This is a genomic window from Nocardia sp. 348MFTsu5.1 (assembly GCF_000383535.1).
GTDB lineage: Bacteria > Actinomycetota > Actinomycetes > Mycobacteriales > Mycobacteriaceae > Williamsia > Williamsia faeni.
The window spans coordinates 71,261-94,381 of record NZ_KB911520.1 but is presented as its reverse complement, the minus strand read 5'-3'; the positions used below and the strand labels follow the sequence as shown (position 1 = coordinate 94,381).

Annotated in this window: 21 protein-coding genes; 15 read left to right on the top strand and 6 right to left on the bottom strand. The window is 64.9% G+C overall.

Annotated elements, in window-relative coordinates:
* Positions 1 to 10 precede the first annotated feature (10 nt).
* Positions 11 to 868 carry a class I SAM-dependent methyltransferase gene (locus H290_RS0120720; RefSeq protein ID WP_020108752.1) on the top strand — a complete coding sequence of 286 codons (858 nt, stop codon included), beginning with the start codon at positions 11 to 13 and terminating at the stop codon, positions 866 to 868.
* A gap of 13 nt (positions 869 to 881) precedes the next feature.
* Here H290_RS0120720 and H290_RS0120715 read toward each other — a convergent pair whose 3' ends face one another.
* The gene (locus H290_RS0120715; protein ID WP_020108751.1) at positions 882 to 1,325 is read right to left on the bottom strand and encodes a MarR family winged helix-turn-helix transcriptional regulator; all 444 of its coding nucleotides are present in this window, start codon (positions 1,323 to 1,325) and stop codon (positions 882 to 884) included.
* An 85-nt stretch (positions 1,326 to 1,410) separates the two neighbouring features.
* Between H290_RS0120715 and H290_RS0120710 the strand changes: the two genes are divergently transcribed.
* The 3 genes from H290_RS0120710 to groL all read left to right on the top strand — a co-directional run bounded on the left by H290_RS0120710 (position 1,411) and on the right by groL (position 5,106).
* On the top strand, positions 1,411 to 2,889 hold the full coding sequence (locus H290_RS0120710) for an MFS transporter (RefSeq protein WP_231373787.1): 1,479 nt from the start codon (positions 1,411 to 1,413) through the stop codon (positions 2,887 to 2,889).
* 175 nt (positions 2,890 to 3,064) lie between these two features.
* Positions 3,065 to 3,364: a co-chaperone GroES gene (groES, locus tag H290_RS0120705; protein WP_020108749.1), complete on the top strand. Its 300-nt coding sequence runs from the start codon at positions 3,065 to 3,067 to the stop codon at positions 3,362 to 3,364.
* Between the two features lie 116 nt (positions 3,365 to 3,480).
* Positions 3,481 to 5,106 carry a chaperonin GroEL gene (gene groL / locus H290_RS0120700; RefSeq protein WP_020108748.1) on the top strand — a complete coding sequence of 542 codons (1,626 nt, stop codon included), beginning with the start codon at positions 3,481 to 3,483 and terminating at the stop codon, positions 5,104 to 5,106.
* A 196-nt stretch (positions 5,107 to 5,302) separates the two neighbouring features.
* On the opposite strand, the gene H290_RS0120695 is transcribed toward groL, so the two are convergent.
* Positions 5,303 to 5,599: a WhiB family transcriptional regulator gene (locus tag H290_RS0120695; protein WP_028463466.1), complete on the bottom strand. Its 297-nt coding sequence runs from the start codon at positions 5,597 to 5,599 to the stop codon at positions 5,303 to 5,305.
* 437 nt (positions 5,600 to 6,036) lie between these two features.
* Between H290_RS0120695 and H290_RS29375 the strand changes: the two genes are divergently transcribed.
* From H290_RS29375 to H290_RS0120675, 3 genes are all read left to right on the top strand, one after another.
* Entirely contained in the window at positions 6,037 to 6,873 is an 837-nt protein-coding gene (locus tag H290_RS29375; protein WP_020108745.1) for a hypothetical protein, read from the top strand.
* A 138-nt stretch (positions 6,874 to 7,011) separates the two neighbouring features.
* A complete protein-coding gene (locus H290_RS0120680; protein WP_020108744.1) occupies positions 7,012 to 7,599 on the top strand; it encodes a sigma-70 family RNA polymerase sigma factor in 588 nt (195 codons plus the stop codon).
* On the top strand, positions 7,583 to 8,509 hold the full coding sequence (locus H290_RS0120675) for an anti-sigma-D factor RsdA (RefSeq protein WP_020108743.1): 927 nt from the start codon (positions 7,583 to 7,585) through the stop codon (positions 8,507 to 8,509). Before H290_RS0120680 ends, H290_RS0120675 begins: the two co-directional genes overlap by 17 nt.
* 84 nt (positions 8,510 to 8,593) lie before the next feature.
* Here the strand turns inward: H290_RS0120675 and H290_RS0120670 are convergent, their stop codons facing one another.
* On the bottom strand, positions 8,594 to 8,986 hold the full coding sequence (locus H290_RS0120670) for a DUF5319 domain-containing protein (RefSeq protein ID WP_028463465.1): 393 nt from the start codon (positions 8,984 to 8,986) through the stop codon (positions 8,594 to 8,596).
* Positions 8,987 to 9,204: 218 nt separating this feature from the next.
* Here H290_RS0120670 and guaB point away from each other — a divergent pair, with 218 nt between their 5' ends.
* From guaB to guaA, 4 genes are all read left to right on the top strand, one after another.
* Positions 9,205 to 10,737, top strand: coding sequence for an IMP dehydrogenase (gene guaB / locus H290_RS0120665; protein WP_020108741.1), 1,533 nt, complete (start codon positions 9,205 to 9,207; stop codon positions 10,735 to 10,737).
* Positions 10,738 to 10,837: 100 nt separating this feature from the next.
* Positions 10,838 to 11,980, top strand: a complete 1,143-nt coding sequence (locus H290_RS0120660; protein ID WP_028463464.1) for a GuaB3 family IMP dehydrogenase-related protein — start codon at positions 10,838 to 10,840, stop codon at positions 11,978 to 11,980.
* A gap of 136 nt (positions 11,981 to 12,116) precedes the next feature.
* Positions 12,117 to 13,844 (top strand): GMC family oxidoreductase, encoded by a 1,728-nt coding sequence (locus H290_RS0120655; protein WP_020108739.1) that lies wholly within the window; start codon positions 12,117 to 12,119, stop codon positions 13,842 to 13,844.
* Between the two features lie 51 nt (positions 13,845 to 13,895).
* The gene (guaA, locus tag H290_RS0120650; RefSeq protein ID WP_051122148.1) at positions 13,896 to 15,488 is read left to right on the top strand and encodes a glutamine-hydrolyzing GMP synthase; all 1,593 of its coding nucleotides are present in this window, start codon (positions 13,896 to 13,898) and stop codon (positions 15,486 to 15,488) included.
* Between the two features lie 16 nt (positions 15,489 to 15,504).
* Here the strand turns inward: guaA and H290_RS29370 are convergent, their stop codons facing one another.
* A complete protein-coding gene (locus H290_RS29370) occupies positions 15,505 to 15,741 on the bottom strand; it encodes a hypothetical protein (protein WP_020108737.1) in 237 nt (78 codons plus the stop codon).
* Positions 15,734 to 17,083 carry a PspC domain-containing protein gene (locus H290_RS0120640; RefSeq protein ID WP_020108736.1) on the bottom strand — a complete coding sequence of 450 codons (1,350 nt, stop codon included), beginning with the start codon at positions 17,081 to 17,083 and terminating at the stop codon, positions 15,734 to 15,736. The genes H290_RS29370 and H290_RS0120640 overlap by 8 nt, the downstream gene beginning before the upstream one ends.
* A gap of 170 nt (positions 17,084 to 17,253) precedes the next feature.
* Here H290_RS0120640 and H290_RS0120635 point away from each other — a divergent pair, with 170 nt between their 5' ends.
* Together H290_RS0120635 and H290_RS0120630 are read left to right on the top strand one after the other, a co-directional pair.
* The gene (locus H290_RS0120635; RefSeq protein ID WP_020108735.1) at positions 17,254 to 18,519 is read left to right on the top strand and encodes an ATP-binding protein; all 1,266 of its coding nucleotides are present in this window, start codon (positions 17,254 to 17,256) and stop codon (positions 18,517 to 18,519) included.
* A complete protein-coding gene (locus tag H290_RS0120630) occupies positions 18,516 to 19,187 on the top strand; it encodes a response regulator transcription factor (RefSeq protein WP_020108734.1) in 672 nt (223 codons plus the stop codon). Before H290_RS0120635 ends, H290_RS0120630 begins: the two co-directional genes overlap by 4 nt.
* Before the next feature lie 63 nt (positions 19,188 to 19,250).
* Here the strand turns inward: H290_RS0120630 and H290_RS0120625 are convergent, their stop codons facing one another.
* Positions 19,251 to 20,426 (bottom strand): serine/threonine-protein kinase, encoded by a 1,176-nt coding sequence (locus tag H290_RS0120625; protein ID WP_020108733.1) that lies wholly within the window; start codon positions 20,424 to 20,426, stop codon positions 19,251 to 19,253.
* A 216-nt stretch (positions 20,427 to 20,642) separates the two neighbouring features.
* Between H290_RS0120625 and H290_RS0120620 the strand changes: the two genes are divergently transcribed.
* Positions 20,643 to 21,503: a hypothetical protein gene (locus H290_RS0120620; RefSeq protein ID WP_020108732.1), complete on the top strand. Its 861-nt coding sequence runs from the start codon at positions 20,643 to 20,645 to the stop codon at positions 21,501 to 21,503.
* A complete protein-coding gene (locus H290_RS0120615) occupies positions 21,504 to 23,084 on the top strand; it encodes a DNA polymerase Y family protein (protein ID WP_020108731.1) in 1,581 nt (526 codons plus the stop codon). It abuts the gene before it with no gap.
* The last annotated feature ends 37 nt before the right edge of the window (positions 23,085 to 23,121 follow it).

Here is a 23,121-nt window from a genome sequence, read left to right as displayed (position 1 = left end):
GGAGGCCACGATGAGCGAGCACGAGGATATCGGTCCGTTGCGCAATCAGGTCCATGCGGTGTGGAACTCGGTGGCCGGAGGATGGGCCGCGCAGGTCGACGACATCGAGGAACGCGGATCGATTGTTGCCGAGCTCATGCTCGACGGGCTCGCCCTGTCGCCCGGAGATCGAGTCCTCGAACTCGCCTGCGGAACCGGTGCCGCGGGTATCGCGGCAGCGCGGCGGGTAGGTCCGGACGGGATGGTCACGATGTCCGATGTGGCACCCGACATGGTTGAGGTCGCAGTCAACCGGACAAAGCAATTGGGTGTCACCAATGTCGCGACCGCAGTGCTCGACATCGAACAGATCGAGATGCCCGATGGCACTTTTGATGCGGTGCTCTGCCGGGAGGGGCTGATGTTCGCGGTCGACCCCGGACGCGCTCTCACCGAGATTCATCGCGTGCTGAAACCCGGTGGCCGGATGGCTGTCTCGGTCTGGGCGGCGCGAGACAGGAACCCGTGGCTCGGCCTGATGTTGGATGCCGTTGCCACCGAGTTGGGTTTCGAGGTACCACCACCGGGTGTCCCGGGACCGTTTTCACTCGCCGACAAGTCCGCACTGACCGGATTGGTCGACGGGGCAGGATTTCTGGACGTCACGCTCACTGATGTCGATAATCCCTATGTCGCAGAAGATTTCGAGCAATGGTGGGGTCATATCACGGCAATATCGGGACCGGTTGTCGCGATCGTCAAAAATTTGGCGCCAGAGGTCAGGGAGTCGCTGCGCGGCAGGCTCCGAGAATCCGTCGTCCAGTATCAGAACGCCGATGGGATCGAACTACCCGGTGTTGAACTACTTGTGGTCGCTCGGCGGCGCTGATCGGGCGGCGCCGCTATCGAGACTTGGCAGGCGTATCCAGTTCTGCTGCACTGCACAGTGATCCGGAACTGTCCTCGCCGGCCTCGGCGCGGAGGATGGCGCGTTGTACCGGTTTCGCGGCCTCGTATCGGGTGCGGCCGGAACCGGTCAGTTCGGTGAACACCGACCGGCGGTCGTTGGTGCACATCGTCCGCTCGACGAGTCCGTCTTTCTCCAGGCCGGACACCAGTCGGGACAACGCGCTCTGGCTCAGATGGACCTGGCGGGACAGTTCACTCATCCGCAACTTGCAGTTGTCGGCGGTGGCGAGGAGTTCGAGGACTTCGAACTCGCTGCTCGAGATCTGTTGACTGGCTTGTAGTTCGCGGTCGAGGTCGCACTGCAGTCTGTGATAGCGCACCGACAGCGCGTGCCAGGCCTGCGCCAGCTCGTCGTCGCTTCGGTGCGGGTGGGACATGGTCGCAGTGTATCACATGCAATGACATTAAATGTATACGCATTTTATGTAGACAGATAAGATGCAAGTGCATATAGTTTCTCCCATGTCTGTTGACCTGAACCGAAAGACTGCGCAACCGCGTCTCACCGATTTCGGAGTGCCGCCCGACCAAGTGACCTCTGCCGGTGGGTGGAGCCGAAAGACCTGGCTACTTCTGGTTGTCCTCGCGGGAGCACTGTTCCTCGACGGACTCGACGTCTCGATGGTGGGGGTTGCCCTGCCGTCCATGGGGTCCGACCTCGGCATGGACCAATCGCAACTGCAATGGATCGTCAGTGCCTACGTGCTGGGATACGGCGGTCTGCTCCTGCTCGGCGGCCGCGCGAGCGACCTGCTCGGCAGACGGAAAGTGTTCCTGACCGCCCTCGCGGTGTTCGGTGTGGCCTCGGTGATCAGCGCGGCCACCGAGATCAACAGTTTGATCATCGCCCTGAGGTTCGTCAAAGGTGTGGCCGCTGCGTTCACGGTTCCGGCCGGGCTGTCGATCATCACCACCACATTTACCGAGGGCCCCGCCCGTAACAAGGCGTTGTCCATCTACACCGTCTGCGGTGCCAGCGGATTTTCGCTGGGCCTGGTGTTCGGTGGATTGCTCACCGAATTGTCCTGGCGTGCAACGTTGATCTTCCCGGGTCCGGTGGCGCTGCTGCTCCTGGTTGTCGGTGCCAGGGTGATCCCGAAGTCGGCGCCGACGAACTTCAGTTGGTCGCAATTCGACGCCCTCGGTGCGATCACGTCCACCGCGGCGCTGCTCACCCTGGTGTACGCCGTGGTCCAGGCTCCCGAAGTGGGATGGCTGGCGCCGTCGACGATCATTTTGTTCGTGGTTGCTGCGCTCCTGGCCGCCGGATTCGTGGGTATCGAGATACGCCATCGGCACCCGTTGGTGCGGCTCGGGATTCTGCGTTCGATCGCGCTTGTCCACGCCAACTTCTCGGCCGCCGCGATGTTCGGCGGGTACGTCGCGTTCCAGTTCGTGGTCACGCTCTACCTCCAGGATTCACTGGGTTGGTCGCCGATGCAGATGGCGCTGGGCTTCCTGCCGGCCGGGATCCTGGTCGTGGCCAGTGCGTTGTTCATGGATCGGGTGCTCGACCGCGTCGACACCAAACTCCTGATCTCGGGCGGGTTCGTGGCCTTCCTGATCGGCTATCTGTGGTTCCTGCAGGTAGAGCCCGGGATGAACTATGTGGTCTTCCTGCTACCCACAGTGCTTTTCCTCGGGGCGGGTTTTGCGGTCACCTTTCCCTCGGTGAACTCGCAGGCCACGGCAGGTGTCGCCGATGAGGAGCAGGGCCTGGCGTCCGGCCTGGTGAACACCAGCACCCAGATCGGTGGTGCTCTGATGATGGCGGTGACCACGGCGATGCTGCGCAGTTCCGAACCCGGTGCGCCGGGGGAACTCATCGGCGGGATGGTCCCGGCGATCACGGTGATCGCCATCCTGACGGTGGTCGCCTTGGTGACCTCGGTCGGCGTGATCCTCGCCGGTCGACGGCGGACGGTGGCGGTCGCAGCTTGAGACACTTGCACCCTCGGGCCTTGAGTGCTGGCACTCGCATGTATAGAGTGCTAGTCGGCACCCAGTTCGGTTCCGGCACCCGCGACGACGGGACCGATCCAGGCGCCGTATACGTGCAATACACCTACGGGTCCGCTTCGGGCCCGAACTACCCCGAAAGTGGAGGGCTCACATCGTGGCGAGCGTGAACATCAAGCCGCTTGAGGACAAGATCCTCGTCCAGGCCATCGAGGCCGAAACGACGACTGCGTCCGGCCTGGTCATCCCGGAAACGGCGAAAGAAAAGCCGCAGGAAGGCACCGTTGTCGCCGTTGGCGAAGGACGCGTGAACGAGCAGGGCAACCGGATCCCGGTCGACGTCAAAGAAGGCGACACCGTCATCTACAGCAAGTACGGCGGCACCGAGATCAAGTACTCCGGCCAGGAGTACCTGATCCTGTCCGCGCGTGACGTGCTGGCAGTCGTCTCCAAGTAATTCACCGGGTCTCGAGCAATCGAACCTGAATTGGATCACCGCCCCGGCGTCCCCCTGCGGGGTTGCCGGGGCGGTTTCGTTATACGTTCACTTACTTTCTAGGAGCCACAACACCTATGGCCAAGCAGATCGAATACAACGACGAGGCCCGGCGCTCGCTCGAACGCGGCGTCAATCACCTGGCCGACGCGGTCAAGGTGACCTTGGGACCCCGCGGTCGGCATGTGGTGCTGGCCAAGGCATTCGGCGGACCCACCGTTACCAACGACGGAGTCACCATCGCCCGTGAGATCGACCTCGAGGACCCGTTCGAGAACCTCGGTGCGCAGCTCGTCAAGTCCGTTGCCACCAAGACCAACGATGTTGCCGGTGACGGCACCACCACCGCGACCGTGCTGGCACAGGCGATCGTCAAGGCAGGCCTGCGCAACGTTGCCGCCGGCGCCAACCCGATCGCACTCGGAACGGGTATCGGCAAAGCCGCCGATGCGTTGTCCGACGCCCTGATCGCCGCCGCGACCCCCGTCGAGGGAGCCAAGGCCATCGCACAGGTCGCCACCGTCTCCTCGCGTGACGAAGAGGTCGGCGAGATGGTCGGACGCGCAATGGATCGTGTCGGTGTCGACGGTGTCGTCACCGTCGAGGAGAGCTCGGGTCTGATCACGGACCTGGAAGTCACCGAAGGTGTGCAGTTCGACAAGGGATACCTGTCGCCGTACTTCGTCAACGACATCGACAGCCAGGAAGCCGTCCTCGAAGACGCGCTGGTCCTCATCTATCGCGACAAGATCAGCTCACTGCCCGATTTCCTTCCGTTGCTGGAAAAGATCGTCGAGACCGGCAAGTCGGTCCTGATCCTCGCCGAGGACGTCGAGGGTGAACCGCTCTCGACGCTGGTCGTGAACTCGATCCGCAAGACGATCCGCGCGGTGGCCGTCAAGGCCCCGTACTTCGGTGATCGACGCAAGGCATTCCTCGAGGATCTGGCCGTGGTCACCGACGGAACCGTCATCACCTCGGACATCGGCATCACCCTCGCCGATGCCGGAGTCGATCTGCTGGGCAGTGCCCGCCGGATCGTGGTCACCAAGGATTCGACCACCATCGTCGACGGTGCCGGCACCACCGAGGCCATCGCCAACCGGGCCGATCAGCTTCGTCGTGAGATCGAGGCCAGTGATTCGGACTGGGATAAGGAGAAGCTCGCCGAGCGGCTGGCCAAGCTCGCCGGTGGCATCGCGGTCATCCGGGTCGGCGCGGCCACCGAAACCGCACTCAAGGAGCGTAAGCACCGGGTCGAGGATGCGGTTCACGCGGCCAAGGCCGCTGTCGAAGAAGGCATCGTTCCCGGTGGTGGATCCGCCATCGTGCAGGCCGCTGCGGCTGTGCTCGACGATCTCGCGGACAGCCTCGAAGGTGATGAGGCTCTCGGCGTCCGTGTGGTCCAGAAGGCTGCTCAGGCACCGCTGTTCTGGATTGCGAGCAACGCCGGTGCCGATGGCGCCGTGGTGGTCTCCAAGGTTGCCGAGCTGCCCCGTGGACACGGTTTCAACGCCGGCACCCTGACCTACGGTGATCTGCTCGCCGATGGCGTCGTGGATCCGGTGAAGGTGACCCGTTCGGCCATCGTCAACGCTGCTTCTGTGGCGCGGATGGTGCTGACCACCGAGAGCACGATCACCGAGAAGCCCGCCGACGCACCTGCCGGCGGCGGACACGGTCATCACGGACACGCTCACTGATTCGTGAACGCAGGGGCATTGGTGCCCCGACCGACAACGGTGCCCCGGCTGGAATCAGCCGGGGCACCGTTGTTTTGTCTGGTTCTGAATTGATATTCCACTGAAACCACACCTGAAAAGAATTGTATTCAGACTGATTTCAATTAGCCGACATCACGATGTTGTCTGCTGTTCACTTGTGGGTGCGCCGCGGCTCTCAGCTCGCGATGCGGCGTCCGACGCCGCGCTTCATCAAGATCCCGCGCTCGGACTCGGAGAGTCCGCCCCAGATCCCATAGGGCTCTGCCACGGCCAGTGCGTGTTCACGGCAATGCGCTACGACCGGGCACTGGTGGCAGAGTTCCTTTGCACGACGCTCACGTTGGGCCCTGGCCCGACCGCGTTCGCCGTCCGGGTGGAAGAACATCGACGAGTCGATTCCGCGGCACAGGCCCTTCATCTGCCAATCCCAGACGTCGGCGTTGGGTCCTGGGAGGTGGTTTGGTTGAGGCATATGCTTGCTCCTCTTTGACGTGCCTTTGCGGCTTAATTGTGAGCTTTATGAAACCGATTCGACGTTTTTCCTCGTCGTCCTGCACACCGTATGCAAACGGGTGAAATGGAGTCAATAGCCCGATATTTGGGGGCTGCCGAATGGATAAGTTAGATCTGTGTTAACCATTCGTTTAACGGAGTCACCATGGCTGGTGTGGGGAATTTGTGATGTCAGAGGTTGGGCTGAATGCAATCAGTGCAGTTCACGGGCAGTGAATGCGATCAACGCGTACGTCAGTATCGCGGATCTGGCGCGTTACGAAGGCACGCGGAAACTGTTGCCGATTAACCTGGAGGAAACAATGCGGCCATCTGTCGTTGACATCGAGTCGACGTTTGGGCCGGCGCCGGTAAGTTAAATCTGCGCTAATTCGAACTTCCCGAGCCAGGAGAGCGATGCAGATCACACTACCCGCCATTGCGTTCGGCGGCAGCGCGAGCGCGAACGCCATACTGCCGGCCCACGACCCGTGGACGAGGTGGTTGCGGGCGGTTTCGCTCGGTGGGCAGGGCTTTTATGCTGTTGCGGCGACCGAGTTGCGTCGGATGGAGGACAGCAATTGTGGTCCGGTGCTCAGGTCGCTGGCAGCGAGCACACGCGCGGCTCACCTGCGGCAGGGCGGGCGTCACCATCGCGCGGCGGTCCATGACGGTGCCGCCCTATATATCGTGGGCCAGGGGGATCTGGGCGACCCTGAGGTGGCGGCAGCCCGGTGCGACGCACTGACGGGATTGGCCGCAGACAACCTCGGACGGGGCATGTTCGGGGCTGCGGACCTCCTACTCGGTCGGGTGGAGCAAATCCTCGGTGATCGCGACACGGTTCCCGCCGGCGACGAGGTGGCCTGGATCTGGGGACAGCGGCTGGATCTGCGATGGCGCTGGGTGCGGGCCGAGCTCGCCATGTACACATCAGACCCGGCGGCGGCCGTCGAACATGCGGCCGCTGCCCAGGTGATCGCAGTGGCCGGTCCGTCGCTACGTCATCGGATCAAGACCGAATTGATCGGCGCGGCCGCTGCAGCGGCGTCCGGTGACGTCCAGGAGGCCGGGGAACGGGCCGGACGCGTTGCCGACGCGGCGGAGACGGCCCGTCAGCTTCCGCTGCAGTGGGCGGCGGCCAAACTGCTCGATGGGATAGGAGTGCGGAGGGTCGGAGCGGGAGACAACTGGGCGGCTCGGGCGGAGCGACTGGGTTGTGTACTCGCCGAGCGGGGTGGGGCGATGCGTTAGCGTCAACGGCGCGATGGGGGGCTGGCTAAGCTTGCAAACGACGACCGGGGGCGAACCCCCGGGGTGACTCGCTGGGGGATGGTCCCCGCGTGGACCCAGGACATTCGGCGAAAAGTAACGCGGAGACATCAACGAGCGATGATTTTTACAGGTGACGAGTTGGACCGGGCGGTCGCTGCGGCAACGCAGGGCGATCGGTCAGCTCTCTCCGATGTTTTAGAGAGTGTCCGCCCGATGGTTGTGCGCTACTGCAGAGCCCGGGTGGGAGGTGGTGAGCGGCATTCGCTCTCCGCTGACGACGTCGCCCAGGAGGTCTGCATGGCCGTCATGACCGCACTGCCCCGGTATCAGGACCAGGGCAGGCCGTTCATGGCGTTTGTGTACGGTATCGCCGCGCACAAGGTCGCGGATGCTCACCGGGCAGCAGGCCGGAACAAGTCAGAACCGGTCGAGGAGTTGCCTGAGCAGTTGGCCACGGGTGGAGGCCCTGAACAAAGGGCCATCGACTCCGACGCGGGCCGGCGGATGAACGCACTGCTCACCAAACTTCCGGAGAAGCAACGAGAAGTCCTGATACTGCGAGTGGTGGTGGGACTGTCTGCGGAAGAGACAGCCGCTGCCATCGGCAGTACCGCGGGCGCGGTGCGGGTGGCCCAGCACCGGGCACTCGCGAAATTGAAGAAAGAGCTCTTGAAAGGCGGTGAGGGTAGTGTCCAGAAAGCGTGATCGCAGGGTCGGCGGTGTCGACAAGGGATTCGGAGCCATGCCCTCGCCGGATGATGCCGCGGTGGACAAAGACTCGGTCGACGAAGACCTGACCCCGGTCGATCTCGGTGCTGTTCGCGCCGATGACGAGTACATCGAGGCACTGCTCTCGAGGCCGATCGTTCCGACCCGGAGCCGGGTCGACTACGAACTCGCCGGGCTCCTCTCGAACTGGCGCAATGACGTGCTGTCCGAGCCGGTCGGTCCGCATCCGACACTCGATGAGATCGAGGCCGGTATCGCCGACGCCGCGCGGCGCCGCGATAACCAGCGACGTTCACTTCGTCTCGCCCGCTATGCCGGTGGCGTCGCGGCCGCGGTCGCTCTCGTCTTCGGTGGCGTGAGTGTTGTCGCCCATAACGCGGCGCCCGGTGACGCGCTGTGGGGCGTCAAAGAGGTGATGTTCGGCGCGGACGCGTCGTCCACCATGGCGATGGCGGACGTCCAGACCAAGATCGAGCTTGCCGCACAGGCATTCGTGGCCGGCGACAAGGAAGCTGCGTTGAAGCACCTGGACGCCGCCGAATCGCTGCTCGGTGATGTGCAATCCGTCGGTGACCGAGCGCCCTTGCAGCGCAAGATCAACAAGTTGCGCGGACTGCTGGAGGACCCGTCCACAGTGCAGTCGTCCCCGCCATCGACCAGTTCCATTCCGGTCAAGGTGCCGCCGATCGTCGGGACGAGCACGCCTCCGAAAACGGTGACGATTCCGCCGCAAACGGTGACGATCACACCCTCCGAGACAGTCGTCGTCGAACCTGTGCCGTCGTCATCGGAACCGCCTTCGACGAGCGTCAGTGAGCCGCCGGTATCTGACTCGTCGACCAGTGAGACGCCCAGCAGCAGCGTTCCGGTGGTTCCCCCGGGCTGACACCGATAGACCGGTGGTGAGACAAAGAACGGTGGTGATCGGATCGATCACCACCGTTTTTCAATGCACGCATGTGTTGTGGATTCAGTCGTCTTCGCGGATGTGCATCATCGCGTCGGCGTATCCGCGGCAGTAATCCCACGTGACGTATGCCTCGGGCGACGGGTCGACCGCCGGCTCATGAGGGCGAACAGTTCCCTCGACCAGCAGCTGCAGCAGATTCGCGCGGAGCATGTCCCAGTCGTGGTAGTGGTCGAGCTGGCAGTCGTCGCAGATGACCACGAGACCGCGGACACCGCGGCGATGGAGGAGTGCCTCGTAAACGGCGAGGTCGGCGAGATCTTCTTCGATCGCCATCCGTTCGGCCGCGTCCAAAGGCTCTCCGGGAGGGGCTGCATCGAGAGCTGCCGAAGGGTCCCCTCGGGGATCGTCGGCAAAGGGGTCCGGAGGCAGTCCCGGTGGCAAATGGTCTCGCACCCTGACCACGGTAGTCAGCCGCACCCCACGAGCGCCACTCCGCGCGCCAGTAGGTGAAAAGTTTCCGTTACCCGGATGACAGTGCGAAGTCGATGTCGAGGTGTGATGCGCAGCTCCACCGCCGTGTCAAGGGTTGTGGTTTCGAGCAGATAGGATAGTGCCATTCAAACGACTGTGCCCTCCCGCGAGATGGCCTGACCGGAATGAGCGTGCCCGGAATGAACAATCAGATAGCCGGCCCAGCCCATGTTTGGACCGGCGGTGACGATCCGAACAAGGTGGCCATGCTCGGCCTCACCTTCGACGACGTACTGCTGCTTCCAGCCGCCTCTGATGTCATTCCGAGCGACGTGGACACCTCCTCGAAGCTGACGAGGGAGATCACCCTGCGGGTACCGCTGGTCAGTTCGGCAATGGACACCGTGACCGAGTCGCGGATGGCGATCGCCATGGCACGCGCGGGCGGCATGGGCGTGCTCCACCGGAATCTGTCGATCGAGGCCCAGGCGGGGCAGGTCGAGACCGTGAAGCGTTCCGAGGCCGGCATGGTGACCAACCCGGTCACCTGTTGTCCGACCGCCACACTCGCCGAAGTCGACGCGATGTGCGCGCGGTACCGGATCTCCGGTTTGCCGGTCACCGACGACGCCGGTGAACTCGTCGGCATCATCACCAATCGCGACATGCGTTTCGAGGTGGATCAGGACCGCCCGGTCGCCGAGGTCATGACCAAGGCTCCGCTGATCACCGCGCAAGAGGGTGTGTCGGCCGAGGCTGCGCTGGGACTGCTGCGCCGGCACAAGATCGAGAAGCTGCCCATCGTCGACGGACACGGACGGCTGACCGGCCTCATCACCGTCAAAGACTTCGTCAAGACCGAGCAGCATCCCCTTGCCACCAAAGATGCCGACGGCCGACTGCTCGTCGGTGCGGCGGTGGGTACCGGTGGTGATCAGTGGACTCGCGCGATGGCCTTGGCGGACGCCGGTGTCGACGTGATCATCGTCGACACCGCCCACGCGCACAATCGCCTGGTCCTGGAGATGGTCAGCAAGCTCAAGGCCGAGGTCGGAGCCAAGGTTCAGGTGGTCGGCGGAAACGTGGCCACCCGGGCAGCGGCCGCTGCCCTCGTCGATGCAGGTGCGGACGCGGTCAAGGTCGGTGTCGGACCCGGCTCGATCTGCACCACTCGCGTTGTCGCCGGGGTCGGGGCACCGCAGATCACCGCAGTCATGGAAGCAGTCGCGGTCTGTGCGCCCGCCGGAGTCCCGGTGATCGCCGACGGCGGTCTGCAGTTCTCGGGTGACATCGCCAAGGCGTTGGCCGCGGGCGCATCCACCGCAATGCTCGGTTCGCTGCTGGCCGGGACCGCGGAGTCTCCCGGCGAGTTGATCCTCGTGGGCGGCAAACAGTTCAAGAGCTACCGCGGGATGGGTTCACTCGGCGCGATGCAGGGACGCGGTCAGGCGAAGTCGTACTCGAAGGACCGCTACTTCCAGGACGACGTGTTGTCGGAAGAGAAGCTGGTTCCCGAGGGCATCGAGGGCCGGGTTCCGTTCCGCGGACCGTTGTCGCAGGTCATTCACCAGCTCGGTGGCGGACTCCGGGCAGCGATGGGGTACACCGGCTCGAGTTCGATCTCCGAACTGCAGAAAGCGCAGTTCGTCCAGATCACGGCGGCCGGACTCAAAGAAAGCCATCCGCACGACATCACCATGACCGTCGAGGCACCCAACTACACTTCCCGGTGAACACCTGGTCGGTGTGAACCGGCCGTCAGGGGAGACGCCAAATCAGCTGGCTGCATCGCGACTTGTGTGATGCGCAGCGGCAACGCGAAAGGCACCACACGTGCGCGATCTTGTGGATATCGGCATGGGCAGGACTGCCCGGCGGACATTCGAACTCAGCGACATCAACATCGTTCCGTCCCGCCGGACGCGTTCGTCGAAAGAGGTGTCGACCACGTGGCAGCTCGACGCATACCGTTTCGACACGCCGATTCTGAGCCATCCGACCGATGCGCTGATGTCGCCGCAGTCGGCCATCGAGCTCGGCCGCCTCGGCGGACTCGGCGTCCTCAACGGTGAAGGCCTGTGGGCGCGTCATCGCGATGTCGAAGACAAGATCGCCCAGGTGGTCGAGATCGCCGAGAACGACATCGATCCGTCCGCCGCCGTGCGCAAATTGCAAGAACTCCATGCCGCCCCGATCGATCGCGATCTGCTGGGTCTGGCAGTCAAGACGATCCGCGACGCCGGTGTGACCACCGCGGTGCGCGTCAGTCCGCAGAACGCGGCCGAGCTGACCCCGGTACTGGTGGCCGCGGGCGTCGAGCTGCTGGTGATCCACGGCACGATCATTTCCGCCGAGCATGTCTCTCAAGAGGATTCGGCACCGCTCAACCTCAAGACCTTCATCGCCGAGCTCGACGTGCCGGTGATCGCCGGCGGTGTCCACGATCACCGCACCGCCCTGCATCTGATGCGTACCGGCGCTGCTGCGGTCATCGTCGGATACGGATCGACGATGGGATCGACCACCACCGGTGAGGTGCTGGGTATCGGGGTGCCGATGGCCACCGCGATCGCGGATGCCGCTGCCGCCCGGCGCGAATACCTCGACGAGACCGGTGGGCGGTACGTCCACGTCATCGCCGACGGTGACATCCACACCTCCGGTGAGCTGGCCAAGGCGATCGCCTGTGGCGCGGATGCCGCAGTGCTGGGCAGTCCGCTGGCAGCGTCTGCCGAGGCGCCCGGTCGCGGCTACTACTGGCCGGCCGCCGCGGCGCATCCGTCGATGCCGCGGGGTGCGCTCTTGCCGGTGTCCTCGGATGAGGGCCGTCCGTCCCTCGAGACCGTTCTGCACGGACCCACCGACGACCCGTTCGGACATCTGAATATCGTTGGCGCACTCCGTCGTTCCATGGCCAAGGCCGGCTACTCGAATCTCAAGGAGTTCCAGAAGGTCGGGCTCTCGGCCTGCGACTGAGTTCCGTTGTCGGCCTGATTCCGAGTCCCCGCCGGACGCCTATGTGACAAGGTACGATGTCAAGGTGTCTGTATCACGCGGTAACGGTTACTCGCAGCCCACGCAGCCTGAGACCCGCTCGGACCACGATTTCGATGTGCTGATCATCGGATCGGGGTTCGGCGGGAGCGTCAGTGCCTTGCGGCTGGTCGAGAAGGGCTACAAGGTCGGTGTCGTCGAGGCCGGACGTCGTTTCTCCGACGACCAGTTCGCCAAGACGAGCTGGCGGCTCCACAAGTGGCTATGGGCTCCCAAGCTGGGGATGTTCGGGATCCAGCGGATCCACCTGCTCAAAGACGTGATGATCCTGGCCGGTGCCGGGGTGGGCGGCGGTTCACTGAACTACGCCAACACCCTCTACAAGCCGCCGACGCCGTTCTTCCAGGATCCGCAATGGGCGCACATCACCGACTGGGAGAGTGAACTCTCGCCCTACTACGACCAGGCCCGCCGCATGCTCGGTGTGGTGACCACGCCGATCGAGACCCACGCTGATCGGGTGATGCGCAAGGTCGCCGACGACATGGGTGTGGGGGATACGTTCGGTCCCACACCCGTTGGCGTCTTCTTCGGTGAAAAGTCCGGTGGCACAGGACTTCCCGGTGAAGACGTGGCAGATCCTTATTTCGGGGGCGTCGGTCCCGACCGCACCGTGTGCATCGAGTGCGGCGCGTGCATGACCGGTTGCCGGGTGGGTGCGAAGAACACGCTGCTCAAAAACTATCTGGGTCTGGCCGAATCCCGCGGGGCGAAGATCATCGACCGCACCACGGTGACCGGCCTCGAGCAGCGTGCCGATGGTGGCTGGACGGTCCAGACCAATAGGTCGGCCGCCTGGGGCCGGGTGGGTGCACGCCGCCGGACTCTGACCGCGAGCCAGGTCATCGTCGCCGCGGGCACGTTCAACACGCAGAAGATCATGCACCTGAACAAGAACAGCGGTGCGCTGCCCGACGTGTCTGATGCGCTGGGGCTGCTGACCCGAACAAACTCCGAGTCGATACTCGGTGCGATGCGGCGCAAATATGATCCGGCACAGGATTTCTCCGAAGGCATCGCGATCACCTCGTCGTTCCATCCGGCACCTGATACCCACATCGAGCCGGTGCGTTATGGCAAGGGCTCCAACGCGATTGCGTTGCTGCAGACCTTGTTGACCGACGGCGAACCGGGGCGTTCCCGTCGGCTCAAACTCGTCGACAAGGTGCGTGAGGAAGGGCTGGGAAGTCTGATCCAGCTGTTCCGGCTGCGGCACTGGAGTCAGCGGACGGTGATTCTCCTGGTGATGCAGAACCGGAACAACTCGCTGACGACCTTCGTGCAGAAGTTCGGCCCGTGGCGCTTCGTGAACAGCAAGCAGGGCCACGGCGAACCGAACCCGACGTGGATCCCGGCCGGCAACGAGGCGACGGAGCGGGCGGCGGCGCAATTCGACGGCCTTGCCGGCGGAACCTGGGGCGATGTGTTCAACATGCCGCTCACCGCCCACTATCTGGGTGGATGTGTCATCTCGGACAGCCCCGAGACCGGTGTGGTCGATCCCTACCACCGCGTGTGGAACTACCCGACCCTGCACATCACCGACGGTGCGGCGATCTCGGCGAACCTGGGTGTGAACCCGTCGTTGTCGATCTGCGCACAGGCAGAGCGCGCTGTTGCGTTGTGGCCCAACAAGGGCGAAGCGGACAACCGGCCCGAACAGGGGCAGCCCTATATCCGGATTGCGCCGACGCGGCCCAATGCTCCCGTGGTTCCCGACGGCGCGCCCGGTGCCCTGCGGCTTCCCTTGACCGTGGTGAACAAGCCACTGCAGGCCGGTGCCTAGGATGGTCTCCCAGTGGTCGGGGCATTGCCCGGACGCGTTTAGACTGGTGCGGTGGCAAACAGCGTAGACACAGGTGTACAGGCGGCAGCTCCGCGACCGGTACTGGTGGTCGATTTCGGCGCCCAGTACGCGCAGCTGATCGCTCGACGGGTCCGCGAGGCCCGGATCTATTCGGAGGTCGTCGCCCATACCGCGACACTCGATGAGATCAAGGCGAAAGATCCTGTTGCGCTGATACTTTCCGGCGGTCCGGCATCGGTGTATGCCGAGGATGCGCCGGGGATCGATGCCGGTCTGTTCGACCTCGGGATTCCGGTGCTGGGGATCTGCTACGGGTATCAGGCGATGGCGAACGCGCTCGGGGGTGTGGTTGCCAACACCGGTGGCCGAGAGTTCGGCCGCACGACGATGACCACGACCGGCGGTGTGCTGCACGGGGGAACCCCGGACCAGCAGCCGGTCTGGATGAGTCACAACGACGCCGTGCAGGAACCGCCGCCCGGATTCGTGGTCACCGCGTCGACACCCGGTGCCCCGGTTGCGGCCTTCGAATGTGTGGAGCGCCAGATGGCCGGCGTCCAATACCACCCCGAGGTCATGCACACTCCGCACGGCCAGCACGTGCTCACCCGGTTCCTGTATGAGGTCGCCGGGCTCGCACCCACCTGGACCGCGTCGAACATCGCCGATGCTCTCGTCGAGCAGGTCCGCAAGCAGATCGGCGACGGTCTGGCCATTTGTGGACTGTCCGGTGGCGTCGACTCGGCAGTGGCCGCGGCATTGGTCCAACGGGCTGTCGGTGATCGCCTGACCTGTGTGTTCGTCGACCATGGTCTGCTGCGCGCCGGTGAGCGCGAACAGGTCCAGCACGATTTCGTCGCCGCGACCGGCGCCCGCCTGGTCACCGTCGACGCCGAAGAGACCTTCCTGCGTGAACTCGCCGATGTCAGCGATCCCGAGACCAAGCGCAAGATCATCGGCCGCGAGTTCATCCGGTCGTTCGAGGGTGCGATCAGCGATGTCCTCGGTGATCGGGCCGCCGACGGCGACAAGGTCGAGTTCCTGGTGCAGGGCACCCTCTACCCGGATGTCGTCGAATCCGGTGGCGGTAGCGGTACGGCAAACATCAAGAGCCACCACAACGTCGGTGGACTTCCGGAAGATCTCGAGTTCAGTCTCGTCGAACCGCTACGTCTGCTGTTCAAGGACGAGGTCCGGGCGGTTGGTCGTGAGCTCGGTCTGCCCGAGGAAATCGTTGCGCGCCAACCCTTCCCGGGTCCGGGACTGGCCATTCGCATCGTCGGTTCGGTCAACGCGGAGCGGCTCGAGCTGCTGCGCAAGGCCGATCTCATCGCTCGCGAGGAACTGACCGCGGCCGGACTCGACAACCAGATCTGGCAATGCCCGGTCGTGTTGCTCGCCGACGTCCGGAGTGTGGGTGTCCAGGGCGACGGCCGTACCTACGGTCATCCGATCGTGCTGCGCCCGGTGTCGAGCGAAGACGCGATGACCGCCGACTGGACACGTATCCCGTATGAGGTCCTCGAACTCATCTCTACGCGCATCACCAACGAGGTGCCCGAGGTCAACCGGGTGGTTCTCGACGTGACGAGCAAGCCGCCGGGCACCATCGAGTGGGAATGATCGCCGGCGGCTGAGCCTACTCTGCGGGCTCGGCGGGCTCTGCGGTTTCCTGGTCCTGGTTGTGTGCTCGACCGTTCGTGTCGTGTCGTCCTCCGCTGAAGATCAGGACGAGTCCGACCAGGACGGCCACGACCAGCGCGCTCCACAGCGCCGTGGCCGAATTGGTGATGTCCGGGCCTCCGAGGAGACCCCACACCGCGACCAGAAGTGCGCCGATGCCGCTCAGTGCCAGGGTCGGAGAGAACTTATTCACGGGTGACCTCCACATTTCCCAGTGATGCACTCAGGTCGACGACCACGACGGGACCTTTGGTTCCGTCGTTACCGCCGTCGAGGCCATCGGGGCAGTTGACCTCTCCGACCGCGACGTCGCAATCGGCCCGGATGTTCATGCCGGCCGGAGCGATCACCTTGAACTCGCCGACACCGACTTCCGCAGTGACCGTTGCGTTTTCGGTGAGGTCGATATTTGTCAGGTCGAGGGTGCCGTTGCCCATCGCAAGGGAGTAGCTGTCCTTCAGGTCCGCAGCCGTCAGCGGCTTCCAGTTGCGGTCACCGACTCCACCCGAGGGGAAGCCGATACCGCTGATCAACGATGCGACAACGACGAATCCGGCAACCGGTATGGCAATCGGGATCAGTCCCAGACCGCGCCGGGTGAACGCGCCGATCAACAGTCCAACGGCCAGCACCAGTAATCCCACCGAGGCGATCTCGGCCGGACTGAGCCAGTCCACGAAACTGGAAAGACCAGCGGTCACGGCCGTCGCGATGATCGCGAGGCCGAGCACGATCGGAGTGAAACGTGACGAGGGTTTCTTCTCCTCCGGAGGTGCGGGTTCGGGGAGATCCCAGGCAAAAGGCGCAACTCCCAACGGGTCCCACGAGGGCGGCGACGGTGGCGAGAGGGGATCGGATGCGGCCGCATCGGCGCCCGCCCCCGCGGCGGGGCCGTCCGCTCCGGCCGGTGTTTCGTCTTTGAGCCACGACCGCGGGGTCCACCGCTGGAACTGGTCGGTCGCCTGACCCGGGCTACCGGAGTCATTGGCCCACCACGAACCGGTGGTAGCGGCCTGCGGACCGACGGCCTGCGCACTGCCGGACTGCTGCCCGAGAGTGTCTGCGCTGGTTCCTGGTTCAGGTATCGGAGTCCGTTGATACAGCAGCCACCAGCCGAGCAACATCAGTGCCGTACCGGCCAGGCCACCCCCGCTCCAGGCCATGTTGGGCTGCAGCACCAGGACGAGGATCACCAGCACGACAATGGCCGCGACCGTCGGTGGATGCGATGTCGAATGCCGGAAGCCATGCCACCGGCGGTGATGATGCTGGGCGCCCGGCTGCGAGGTCGTCGAACCTTCGGGCAATACGATCCATGCGGCTATGTAGAGCACCAGGCCGGATCCACCGAACAGCGCCGCGACGATGAACGCCACCTTGACCAGGTTCGGATCCACCTTGTATCGGGCACCGATGCCGGCGCACACACCACCGACCGTCGACCCGGTGGTCGCCCGGGCCGGCCGGGTCTGCCACATCTTCTGCACTTGCTTCTGCAAGTCGTCGGTACCTGTACCGGTGCTGCTGGTTGTCATGACTCCGCCTCGATACATCGGTGCTGTGCTGTCGATTCAATTCTGTTGTCTCAATTCTGCGGAGCGGTGGGCCCGTGCACCATCGGGATTCACCCTGATTTGCACCCTGTCTTCGGATCTGGGGAATGTCCCCGATGTGCCGACCGGCCCGGGCGTGCCACTATCGGGTGATGTCCACTGCCGCTCGTGTCCACCGACGTGATGGAGGTCGCGTCATCGGCGGGGTCGCCGGCGGTGTGGCCGATCATCTCGGCGTCGACGCCTTTCGGGTGCGTGTTGTGTTCGTGGTGCTCAGTGCATTGGCCGGGGCCGGGATATGCGCGTACGGCCTGCTCTGGTTCATGTGCCCACCTGGTACCGACACCGTGCCGCCCAGCAAGTCCGAACGTAGGCAAGGGATCGGACTCGCCATCGTCGGTCTGGTCGCGGTGGTCCTGGTCGGATTTGTCGCCTCTGGCACCCCGGCGCAGTTCCTCATCCCGCTGGTGGTGGTTGCCATCGGAGCGTCGCTGGTGTGGCGGGAACTCGACTCGAGCTGGCGGCCACGATCGGCATCGGCCCGCGCGCTCACCTGGACGCGGATCACCGGTGGCGCAACGCTGGTGGTGATCGGACTGGTGGTGGTCGTGCTGGCGAGCAACAACAAGATCGGCGGCTTGAGCACCGTCATGCTGGCGGTCGCGGCCACGTTCACCGGCGTGATGCTGCTGACGATTCCGCTGTGGTTGCGGATGGCCCGCATGCTCGGAATGGAACGGGCCGCCCGGATCCGGAACATCGAGCGCGAGGAAATCGCAGCGCACCTGCATGATTCGGTGTTGCAGACGCTGGCGCTGATCCAGAAGCGTTCCGGACATGCCGACGAGGTGCAGCGGCTGGCCCGCAGTCAGGAGCGAGAACTTCGCAGCTACCTGTTCGGAGAGGTTGACCGACACAGTGATTCGCTGACCGCCGCCATCAAATCCGTTGCGGCCGAGGTGGAGGACCACTACGGGGTGGAGGTCGAGGTGGTGACCGTCGGCGATGTCACCGCCGACGATCCGGAATGGACCACCGACACCCGGCGCTGGGCCGCACTGATCGCGGCCACCCGGGAGGCTGTGGTGAACGCGGCCAAGCACTCTGGCGAACGCTCGGTCGATGTGTACGCCGAGGTCGATGGCGGGCAGATCGTGGTGTATGTCCGTGACCGCGGAGTCGGTTTCGATCCCGACGAGGTACCCGAAGATCGTCGCGGTGTGTCGGGTTCGATCAAGGGCCGGGTGATCCGGCACGGCGGTAGCGTTGACATCAAGTCGGTGCCGGGCAAAGGCGTCGACGTTCGGATGGCCATGCCGCGCGGTGGGCACGGCGGCGAGCCGGCGCTCGACAACGGTGTCGAGCCTCCGGTGGACATCGGCGACGAGACGCAGGTGGACGGAGAGCGGGAACGATGACCGGAAGAAGCGGACCGTACCGCGTGTTCTTGGTGGACGATCACGGGGTCTTCCGCTCCGGTGTCCGTGCCGAACTCGCGTCCGAGGCCGATGTTCAGGTTGTCGGTGAGGCGGGATCTGTGGCGGATGCGATCGCCGGGATCATGCAGTCGTCGCCGGATGTGGTGTTACTCGACGTCCATTTGCCGGCCGGTGGCGGGATCGCGGTACTCCGGGGGATCGCCGATGCCGCGCCGAGCAATCCGCCGGTGTTCTTGGCGCTCAGCGTTTCTGACGCCGCCGAGGACGTGATCGCCACCATCCGGGCGGGTGCCCGCGGCTACGTCACCAAGACGATCGACGGCGCCGAGCTGGCCGAGTCGGTGCGACGGGTGGCCGACGGTGATGCGGTGTTCAGCCCACGTCTTGCCGGGTTTGTGCTCGATTCGTTCACCGGCCGCTCGCCGGTGCCCGAGCCGCATCTCGATCCGGAGCTCGATTCGCTGACCCCGCGTGAAATGGAGGTCCTGCGGTTGCTGGCGCGCGGGTTCACCTATCGCGAGATCGCCGAGGATCTGGTCATCTCGATCAAGACCGTGGAAACGCATGCCTCGAATGTGTTGCGCAAGACCCAGCAGTCGAACCGCAATGCGCTCACGCGCTGGGCCGTGAACCGGCACATTCACTGATTATCGACAAACAAGCAGCGCCGCCCGCCGCCACCAGTTGCGCCACGTGGATATGGCTGAGGATCAGCGGATCAGGGCGATGATGGTGATCGCGATGGCGGCCAGCAGCACAAATACCAGGAACACCGCGGCGGCCAGGCCGAGATGACGCTGTGGGGATTGATTCCGGGGTTGCTGAGCAGCCCAGGACGCCGGGTAGGACGGTCCGGAGACTCCGGTGACCTGCCACGACGGGGTGCCCGTCTGCGGAGTGGGGCCGGGCACACCGGTGACAGCGGGGAGGCCGGACTCGGTGGCGGTCGGTATCCGCCGGGTGGTGGTGCGATGCGGGGTCCCGACGGACCTGCGATCGATTGGTGTGGTCAGGATCAACGCGGTGTTGCTGTTGTCACCGGCCGCCACCTGGGCGAGACGGTCGCGGACCTGGGCCATGGTCGGGCGCCGGGCCGGGCTGGGTTCGAGCATCGCCAGGATCGCACCTTCGAGGGGTCCGGACCGTTTGGGCGGGATGATCTCACCGCGGGCGACCCTGTGCAGCACGACAAGTGAGTTCTCGTCGACGCCGAAGGGCGGCTGACCTTCGACCGCGGTGTAGAGGGTGGATCCCAGGGAATAGACATCGGATGCCTCGGTGGGATCCTCTCCGCGGGCCACTTCGGGGGCGAAGTATGCCGGGGTCCCGGTGATCACCCCGGTTTGTGTCAGCGCGGCGTCGTCTTTGGATCGGGAGATCCCGAAGTCGGTGAGTTTGACCAGTCCGGCGTTGCGCCCCTCGGCGATCAGGATGTTGCCGGGCTTGATGTCGCGGTGCAGGATGCCCGCGGTGTGCGCTTCGACCATGGCATCGGCGATCTGCGCACCGATCTGTGCCACCTGATCGACGGGCAGGGTGCCGGACTGGTGCAAGATCTCGGCCACGCTGCGCGAGGGCAGGTATTCCATGACAAGCCAGGGTTCGCCGGAGTCGAGTGCGACGTCGTGCATGGCGATGGCGTTGCGGTGGCTGAGCCGGGCGGCGATCCGGCCTTCTCGCATCGCGCGCTGCCGCATCTCGGCCGCCGAATCCTCGGTCATCCCGGCGACGGAGAGCACCTGCTTGACGGCCACCTCGCGGTCGAGGAGGGTGTCGTGCGCCAGCCAGACCGCGCCCATGCCGCCGCCACCGATCTTCGAACGCAGGCGGTATCGCCCGGCGACGAGGTAGTCGGGGCCGGGAACGCGGTACGAAGGGGCGCTCACGGGTTTGACCTTAGTGGACGCTGGGGCGCGTGTTGGTGGTGTGCCGCCCGCCCCGGCATTTCGGGGCCGACGCGCCGTGAGTGTTTGACGCTTGTCGGAGGGCTGACCTACGCTCAGGTCATCGAAAACATGTTCGAGTTTTTATTCGAGTTCTGATTGTGGCCCACCTTCCCTGTGCCACTTCTTCGCCTCGGCGGAGAGTGATGTGGAGGTGTGATGCAAGCTATCGAGACGGTGCCGGAAGCGGTACCGAGTAGGGCGCAGAAGCTGGAGATGTTGCGGCAGACCCTTGCTGCTGCCACCACTCGGGCACGCCCGGAATCCATTGTGCCGCAGCGTCAGATGTCCGCTGTTCGGAACGTTGATGAAAAGTACTCCGAGCGGGATCGGCTGCCGGTGCCGCCGGCGTTCGAGCGGGTGTTGCCGCCTTCGGGGCTGGCTCGGGGCACGGTGTTGGCGCTGGAAGGAGCGCGATCGCTGTTGTTGTCGTTGATTGCCCAGGTGAGCGCCGACGGAGGTCATGTGGCCGTGATCGGGCAGCCGCAGTTGGGGCTGTTGGCGGCGGTGGAGATGGGTGCGGATCTGTCCAGGATCGCGGTGATCCCCGATCCGGGGCCGGATCCGGTGGAGATCGCGGCCGTCTTGCTCGACGGGCTTGATCTGGTGGTGGTCGGGCTCGGTGGGCTCAGTGTGCCGCCTTCCCGCAGTCGGGTGGTGATGGCCCGCGCCCGTAGCAAGGGTGCGGTCCTGGTGGTCACCGACGGAGAGTGGTCGGGTGCGCATGTGAAGGTGCAGTCCCGGGTGTGCGATTACCGGCATCAACCGTCGGGGTTAGGGCAGTCCCCGCGCCGCCGCGGGCACGGGCGGCTCGGCGGGGTGTCTCTGATGGTGCGTTCGCGGGGCCGGGGGTTTGCCGGGGCCACCACCCGGCTGGATGTGGTTCATCGCGACAACCGGGTTCAGCTGGTTGATTCTCCGGCCGACATCGCACCGGTCTCGGATATCTCCGAAAACCATCGGAATAGTGTTGGTGGACAAAATGTTTCAGAATCCGAGATGCTCAAGGTGGCGCTGTAGATGAGTGGACGGGTGTTCGGTGTCTGGTGCCCCGATTGGCCGGCGGTGGCCGCGGCGGCGGAGGTCGACATCTCACCGGACCGGCCGGTGGCGGTGCTGCAGTCGGGGCGGATCGTCGCGTGCTCGGCAGCGGCGCGCGGCGCCGGGGTGCGCCGGGAGATGCGGAAGCGCGATGCGCAGGCACGATGTCCGCAGTTGGTGCTCGCAGATGCGGACATCGGCCGCGATGCGCGCTTGTTCGAACCGGTGGTGGCGGCTGTCGCCGAGATGATCCCCGTGGTCGAGGTGCTGCGGCCGGGGTTGCTGGTGCTGCCGGCCCGTGGAGTGGCCCGGTATTTCGGGAGTGAGGAAATCGCGGCCGAGAAGCTGACGGATGTGGTGTCTGCCTGCGGTGTCGAGTCGCAGGTCGGGGTGGCCGACGAACTGTTCACCGCGATCATCGCCGCCCGCCGTGGGCTGGTGATACCCCCCGGGCAGGGTGCCGGGTTCCTGGCGCCGCTGCGTATCTCGGAGCTGGCGGTGGAGCCGAGTATGTGTGCCGATGATCGGGTTGCCCTTGTTGATCTGTTGTGGCGGATGGGTTTACGGACCATTGGTGACTTTGCGGCGTTGTCGGCAACCGACGTGGCAACCCGGTTTGCGGCCGATGCGATCTACGCCCACCGCACGGCGCGGGCCCTGCCGCAGCGTTCCGCCTCCGGGCAGGCGCCTCCGCCGAATCTGGTGGTGGAGCATCAGTGCGACCCGCCGATCGACCGGGTGGATGCGGCCGCCTTTGTCGGACGTCGGTTGTCGGCTCAGCTCCACGATCTGTTGGCGGCGGCGTCGGTGGCCTGTACCAGGCTGACCGTGCAGGCGGTCACCGAAAGCGGTCGTGAGTATTCACGTACCTGGCGGTGTGCCCAGCCGTTGACGCCGGATGCCACGGCCGACCGGATCCGCTGGCAGGTGGAGGGGTGGCTCTCCGGCCGAAGTGCCGCCGAGCGCCCGGATGGCCCGGTGGTGCTGCTCCGTCTGGATCCGGTGGAGGTGATCGGTTCGGGTGCAATGCAATTGGGATTCACCGGTGGTGGACTGACCGGTGGTGACGGTGAGGTGGCCGAGCGGGTGCGCCGGGCCCTGGTCCGGGTACAGGGCCTGCTCGGTGGTGAGAGGGTCAAGGTTCCGGTGCGCAGTGGTGGTCGGGGGCCTGCTCAGCAGATCACGCTGGTGCCGTTGGGTGATGAGCTGGCGGCGGCGTCGGATCCGTCGGCACCCTGGCCGGGCAGATTGCCCGGTCCATCTCCGGCGATCCTGCCGATGGCCCCGGTACGGGTACTCGACGTCGAAGATCAACCCGTCGAGGTCACTGCCCGAGGCAGTTTCAGCGCCGAGCCGACCAGTCTGTGCTGGGGCAAGCGGACCTGGTCACTGAGTTGGTGGGCCGGGCCGTGGGCTGTCGACGAACACTGGTGGTCCGCCGCCGACGGTGGTGGCAATGTTGGTTCGTATGCGAGAGCTCAAGTGCTGCTGGAGGATTCGCGAGCTCTGCTGCTGCTCTACCAGCAAGGAAAGTGGGTGGTGGAAGGGGTCTATGAATAGCCGAAAGTGGTGGGTTCTGGCGAGCATCTCCGCAGGT

What these genes read in the sequence shown, in the direction of transcription:
- guaB (WP_020108741.1), top strand. Translation starts at nt 9,205, where the DNA reads ATGAACAATCAGATAGCCGGCCCAGCCCATGTTTGGACCGGCGGTGAC.
- H290_RS0120630 (WP_020108734.1), top strand. Translation starts at nt 18,516, where the DNA reads ATGACCGGAAGAAGCGGACCGTACCGCGTGTTCTTGGTGGACGATCAC.
- H290_RS0120635 (WP_020108735.1), top strand. Translation starts at nt 17,254, where the DNA reads ATGTCCACTGCCGCTCGTGTCCACCGACGTGATGGAGGTCGCGTCATC.
- H290_RS0120620 (WP_020108732.1), top strand. Translation starts at nt 20,643, where the DNA reads ATGCAAGCTATCGAGACGGTGCCGGAAGCGGTACCGAGTAGGGCGCAG.
- groL (WP_020108748.1), top strand. Translation starts at nt 3,481, where the DNA reads ATGGCCAAGCAGATCGAATACAACGACGAGGCCCGGCGCTCGCTCGAA.
- H290_RS0120710 (WP_231373787.1), top strand. Translation starts at nt 1,411, where the DNA reads ATGTCTGTTGACCTGAACCGAAAGACTGCGCAACCGCGTCTCACCGAT.
- H290_RS0120680 (WP_020108744.1), top strand. Translation starts at nt 7,012, where the DNA reads ATGATTTTTACAGGTGACGAGTTGGACCGGGCGGTCGCTGCGGCAACG.
- H290_RS0120715 (WP_020108751.1), bottom strand. Translation starts at nt 1,325, where the DNA reads ATGTCCCACCCGCACCGAAGCGACGACGAGCTGGCGCAGGCCTGGCAC.
- H290_RS0120720 (WP_020108752.1), top strand. Translation starts at nt 11, where the DNA reads ATGAGCGAGCACGAGGATATCGGTCCGTTGCGCAATCAGGTCCATGCG.
- H290_RS29375 (WP_020108745.1), top strand. Translation starts at nt 6,037, where the DNA reads ATGCAGATCACACTACCCGCCATTGCGTTCGGCGGCAGCGCGAGCGCG.
- H290_RS0120695 (WP_028463466.1), bottom strand. Translation starts at nt 5,599, where the DNA reads ATGCCTCAACCAAACCACCTCCCAGGACCCAACGCCGACGTCTGGGAT.
- H290_RS0120640 (WP_020108736.1), bottom strand. Translation starts at nt 17,083, where the DNA reads ATGACAACCAGCAGCACCGGTACAGGTACCGACGACTTGCAGAAGCAA.
- H290_RS0120615 (WP_020108731.1), top strand. Translation starts at nt 21,504, where the DNA reads ATGAGTGGACGGGTGTTCGGTGTCTGGTGCCCCGATTGGCCGGCGGTG.